The sequence below is a fragment of the Saccharothrix sabaoui genome, from assembly GCF_051756985.1.
In the GTDB taxonomy this organism is placed as follows: Bacteria; Actinomycetota; Actinomycetes; order Mycobacteriales; family Pseudonocardiaceae; genus Actinosynnema.
Genome location: NZ_JBPKJK010000304.1, coordinates 1 through 4,435 on the forward strand (window position 1 = coordinate 1; position 4,435 = coordinate 4,435).

Sequence of the window (4,435 nt, forward strand, 5' to 3'; positions counted from 1 at the left end):
CAGGTGCCGAACACGACCGTGAACGCCACGCCGTAGCCCAGCGTCCACAGCAGCGCACCGCCGTCGAAGCCGCCCGCCATCAGCGAGCGCACCGCGTCCACCAGCTTGGTCACCGGGTTGACGTTGACGAACGCCTGCAACCACCCCGGCATCGTGGTCGGCACGACGTAGACGTTGGACAGGAACGTCAGCGGGAACAGCACGAGCATGCTCACGCCCATCACGGACTTCTCGCTGCGCAGCAGCAGGCCGAACGTCGTCCAGATCCAGGAGAACGCGAACGAGAACGCCACCAGCACGGCCACGCCGAGCACCACGCCGACGACCCCGCCGCCGGGCCGGAACCCGAGGACCAGGCCGACGACCACGATGGTGGTGGACGCCAGCACGTAGCGCAGCAGGTCGCCGAGGATGTAGCCGACCATCGGCGCGGGCCGCCAGATCGGCAGCGTGCGGAACCGGTCGAACACGCCCTTCTCGATGTCGGTGTTCACCGCGACGCCCGTGTACATGGTGATCATCACGACGCTGGTGACCGTGATGCCGGGCAGCAGGTACTGGAGGTACTCCCCCGGCGAGCCCGCCAGCGCGCCGCCGAACAGGTAGGTGAACATCAGGACCATCATGATCGGGAACGCGGTCACGTCGAAGAGCTGCTCGGGCACGTGCTTGATCTTCAGCACGGCCCGCCAGCCGAACGTGAGCGACGCGGACAGCGCGCCGGGCGGGGGCGGGCGCTCGGTCTCCAGCAGGACCGCCGCGAGGTCCTCGGGCTTGGGCGCGGCCAGGAGCTCGGCTTCGTCGGTGACGGTCACGCCGCCGCCCCCTTCGCGTTCTTGTCGGTCAGGGCCAGGAAGACCTCGTCGAGGCTGGGCTGGCCGAGGGAGAAGTTGTCGACGGTGATGCCCTCGCGGGCGAGCCGCCCGAGCGCCTCGGCGGCCTGCTCGGTGGCGCGGCCGGTGAGCCGCGCGGTGAGGGCGACCGGGTCGTGGTCGAGCAGCACCTCGGCGTCCAGCGCGGCGACGAGGACCTCCCGGGCGCGGGGCCGCTGGTCGGCGTCGCGCAGCCGCAGGTGCACCGTGCCCGCGCCGACGGACGCCTTCAGCTCGCCCTTGGTGCCCTCGGCGATGACCTTTCCCCGGTCGACGACCGCGATGCGGGAGGCGAGCTGGTCGGCCTCGTCGAGGTACTGGGTGGTCAGCAGCACGGTGGTGCCGTGCGCGACGACCGCGCGGACGATGTCCCACACCTGGTTGCGGCTGCGCGGGTCCAGCCCCGTGGTGGGTTCGTCGAGGAACAGCAGCTTCGGGGTGTTGAGGATGCTGGCGGCGATGTCGAGCCGGCGGCGCATCCCGCCCGAGTAGTGCTTGACCTGCTTGGCCGCGGCCTCGCCCAGGCCGAACGCGTCGAGCAGCCGCGCGGCGCGCCGCCGGGCGTGGGCGCGGCCGTGGCCGAGCAGCCTGCCCAGCAGCACCAGGTTCTCGGTGCCGGTCAGGTCCTCGTCGACGGAGGCGTACTGGCCGGTGAGGCTGACGAGCCGCCGCACCGCGTCCGGGTCGGCGCGCACGTCGTGGCCGAACACCCGCGCCTCCCCCTCGTCGGGCCTGAGCAGGGTGGCGAGCACGCGGACCGTGGTGGTCTTGCCCGCGCCGTTGGGGCCCAGCAGCCCGTACACCGCGCCGGCGGGGACGGTCAGGTCCACGCCGTCCACGGCGCGGGTGTCCCCGAACACCTTGACCAGTCCCGATGTCTCGATGGCGTTCACAGTGGTCCTTCCTCGGCGGACGTGCGGTCGGCGGCGGCGCCGTCGTCCACTGTCATGACGTGCGTTCCGGTGAAAACTGATCGGAGCCGCTCGACGACGCGGGCGCCCTCACCCCTGAGGCGCGAGACGGCCCGCCAGATCGGGTCTGGCGGGCCGCGAGGTGGACCGGGAGTGGCACGGGAGGGCCGTCAGATGCGGCAGGTGTCCAGGGAGCTGACCAGGATGGCGCGGGCGCCCACGCGCCACAGCTCGTCCATGATGAACGGCGCGTCGTCGCGCGGCACGAGGGAGCGCACCGCGACCCAGCCCTCGCGGGCCAGCGGCGAGACCGTGGGCGACTCGATGCCCGGCACGAGCTTGAACGCCTCCTCCTGGGCCTCGACGGGGCAGTCGAAGTCGAGGATGACGTAGCGGCGGGCGATGAGCACGCCCTGGAGGCGGCGGTGCAGGATCTCGACGGCGCGCACCGCCTCGGGGGTCTCGGCGACCGTGTCGCCCTGGATCAGGACGGCCTCGGACTTGAGGATCGGCGAGCCGAACGTCTCCAGGCCGGAGGTCTTGAGGGTGATGCCGGTCTCCACCACGTCGGCGATCGCGTCGGCGACGCCCAGCTCGACGGCGGTCTCGACCGCGCCGTCCAACCGCACCAGGTGGGCCTTGAGGCCCAGCTCGTCGAGGTGCTGCTTGACCAGGTTCGGGTAGCTGGTGGCGATCCGCCTGCCCTCCAGGCCGGACGCGTCCTCGATGCCGCCCGGCTTCGAGGCGAAGTAGAACTTGGCCCGGCCGAAGCCCAGCGGGAGGATCTCCTTCGCGGACACCGTGGAGTCGAGCAGCAGATCGCGACCGGTGATGCCGACGTCGAGCGAACCCTCGCCGACGTAGACCGCGATGTCGCGGGGCCGCAGGAAAAAGAACTGAACGTCATTTGCCGGGTCCGCCACGATCAGCTCACGGCCGGACCTGTTCACCCGGTACCCCGCTTCGGCCAGCATTTGGGCCGCGGGAGCACTCAACGAACCCTTGTTGGGCAGGGCGAAGCGAAGAGGAGCCATGGCGCGCAGTCTCCCACACCGGGCCCCCCTTCCCCGTTCCGGGGATGCCCCCCGCGACCGGGTATGCGCAGGTGTCCCACGGTGTGGAAGGAGCGGGGAACGGTCCCCGGACCGCTGTTCCGGACTTCCGACCGGCGAATTGCGCAATCGCGTCGTGGCGCGGTCGACAGCGGTCATTCGCCGGGCGTTCACCCGCGCCGGCAAAGCCCGGCCGGACTCGTCCCACCTGATCGGGGGAACGCGCGGGGACGTTTCCGGCCGGTGACCGGGTAACCGCGCCGGGGCGGGGCCGGTGGGGCGGCGACAATGGCCGGGCCGGGCGGGCGCGGGTGGTCAGTTCGACCACCAGGTCGCGCGGGCGACCACCTCGAAGCCGAGCGAGTCGTAGAGCGCGCGGCCCTGCTCGGTCGCGGTGAGGGTGGCCGGCACGGGGTCGGCGAGCACGGCGTGCAGCAGCGACCGGGCGACGCCGCGGGAGCGGTGGCCGGGCAGCGTCGCCAGCCAGTACACGCCGCGCGCGTGGTGGGCGTCGACGGTGAGGCACGCGCCGGCCGGTTCGCCGTCGCGCCACGCCAGGTGCAGCGCCACGCCGTCGGTGTCGAGCAGGGCGGCGGGCAGCGCGCCGCCGGGCGGGAAGCCGGGCAGCGGGAAGCCGTCGACGACGACGCGCTCGACCAGGGCCGCCTCGGCGGGGGTGCGCACCGGCGTGACCACCGCGGCGGGCGGCGGCACGGGCCGGGCGTGGCGGAGCATCACCGGCAGGTGCTCGGCGGTCAGGCCGAGGGCGGCGCCGTCGACGGTGGAGAACGGGTCCTCGACCCGCACCCGCGACCGCGCCGCCTCGACCAGCAGGGCCAGTTCGGCGAGGTCGTCGGGGTCCGGGTCGGGCCGCAGCAGCAGCACCCGCAGCAGGGGCGGCCCGGACACCGCGAGGAAACCGGGCCGCGTCACGAGGTCGTGCCCGCGCGCACGGGCCAGCGCGGTGTTCAGGACGACGGCGTTGCGCACCGCCAGGTGCAGCGAGGCGGACATGGTCGCACCCTATGCGCCGCCCCCACCGGTGATCGAATCCGTTCCGGCGCGGGGCGGCGCGGTGGGCGTGCCGTCGGCGGCGGTGCTGTCGGCGGCGGTGCTGTCGACGGCGGTGCTGTCGGCGGCGGTGCTGTCGACGGCGGTGCTGTCGACGGTGGTGCTGTCGACGGTGGTCAGCGGCCGGCGAGGAGCTGGTCGAACGGCACGAAGTCCTCGCCGGTCCGCTTCGCGGCGACGGGCCGCCCGGTGAGCAGGTCCGCCAGCTCGCCCGCGGCGCGGTCGATGCGACCGGGCAGGCCCTCCGCGCCCCAGTCCGACGACGCCGCGTACACGCCGGTCGGCAGCACGACCGCCTTCAGGTAGGCGAACAGCGGGCGCAGCGCGTGGTCGAGCACCAGCGAGTGCCGCTCGCTGCCGCCGGTCGCCCCGATGAGCACCGGCTTGCCCGCCAGCGAGTCGGGGTCCAGCACGTCCACGAAGGACTTGAACAGCCCGCTGTAGGAGGCGTTGAACGTCGGGGTCACCGCGATCAGCGCGTCGGCCTCCACCACGTCCGCCACCGCCGCGCGCAGCCGCGCGCTCGGGA

Annotated in this window: 5 protein-coding genes; all 5 read right to left on the reverse strand. The window is 73.3% G+C overall.

Features of this window, described 5'->3' with window-relative positions; translation table 11 throughout:
- Positions 1-815: ABC transporter permease (locus ACR807_RS41220; protein WP_438926991.1), on the reverse strand; the 815-nt coding region annotated here is incomplete at its 3' end.
- Positions 812-1,765, reverse strand: a complete 954-nt coding sequence (locus tag ACR807_RS41225) for an ATP-binding cassette domain-containing protein (protein ID WP_438926992.1) — start codon at positions 1,763-1,765, stop codon at positions 812-814. The genes ACR807_RS41225 and ACR807_RS41220, both read right to left, overlap by 4 nt.
- 188 nt (positions 1,766-1,953) lie before the next feature.
- The gene (hisG, locus tag ACR807_RS41230) at positions 1,954-2,817 is read right to left on the reverse strand and encodes an ATP phosphoribosyltransferase (protein WP_438926993.1); all 864 of its coding nucleotides are present in this window, start codon (positions 2,815-2,817) and stop codon (positions 1,954-1,956) included.
- Between the two features lie 333 nt (positions 2,818-3,150).
- Entirely contained in the window at positions 3,151-3,849 is a 699-nt protein-coding gene (locus tag ACR807_RS41235; protein WP_438926994.1) for a GNAT family N-acetyltransferase, read from the reverse strand.
- 173 nt (positions 3,850-4,022) lie between these two features.
- A partial coding sequence (locus ACR807_RS41240) for a CE1759 family FMN reductase (protein ID WP_438926995.1) occupies positions 4,023-4,435 on the reverse strand: 413 nt, incomplete at its 5' end.

Coding starts and splice junctions, on each gene's coding strand:
- hisG (WP_438926993.1), bottom strand. CDS start 2,817: ATGGCTCCTCTTCGCTTCGCCCTGCCCAACAAGGGTTCGTTGAGTGCT.
- ACR807_RS41235 (WP_438926994.1), bottom strand. CDS start 3,849: ATGTCCGCCTCGCTGCACCTGGCGGTGCGCAACGCCGTCGTCCTGAAC.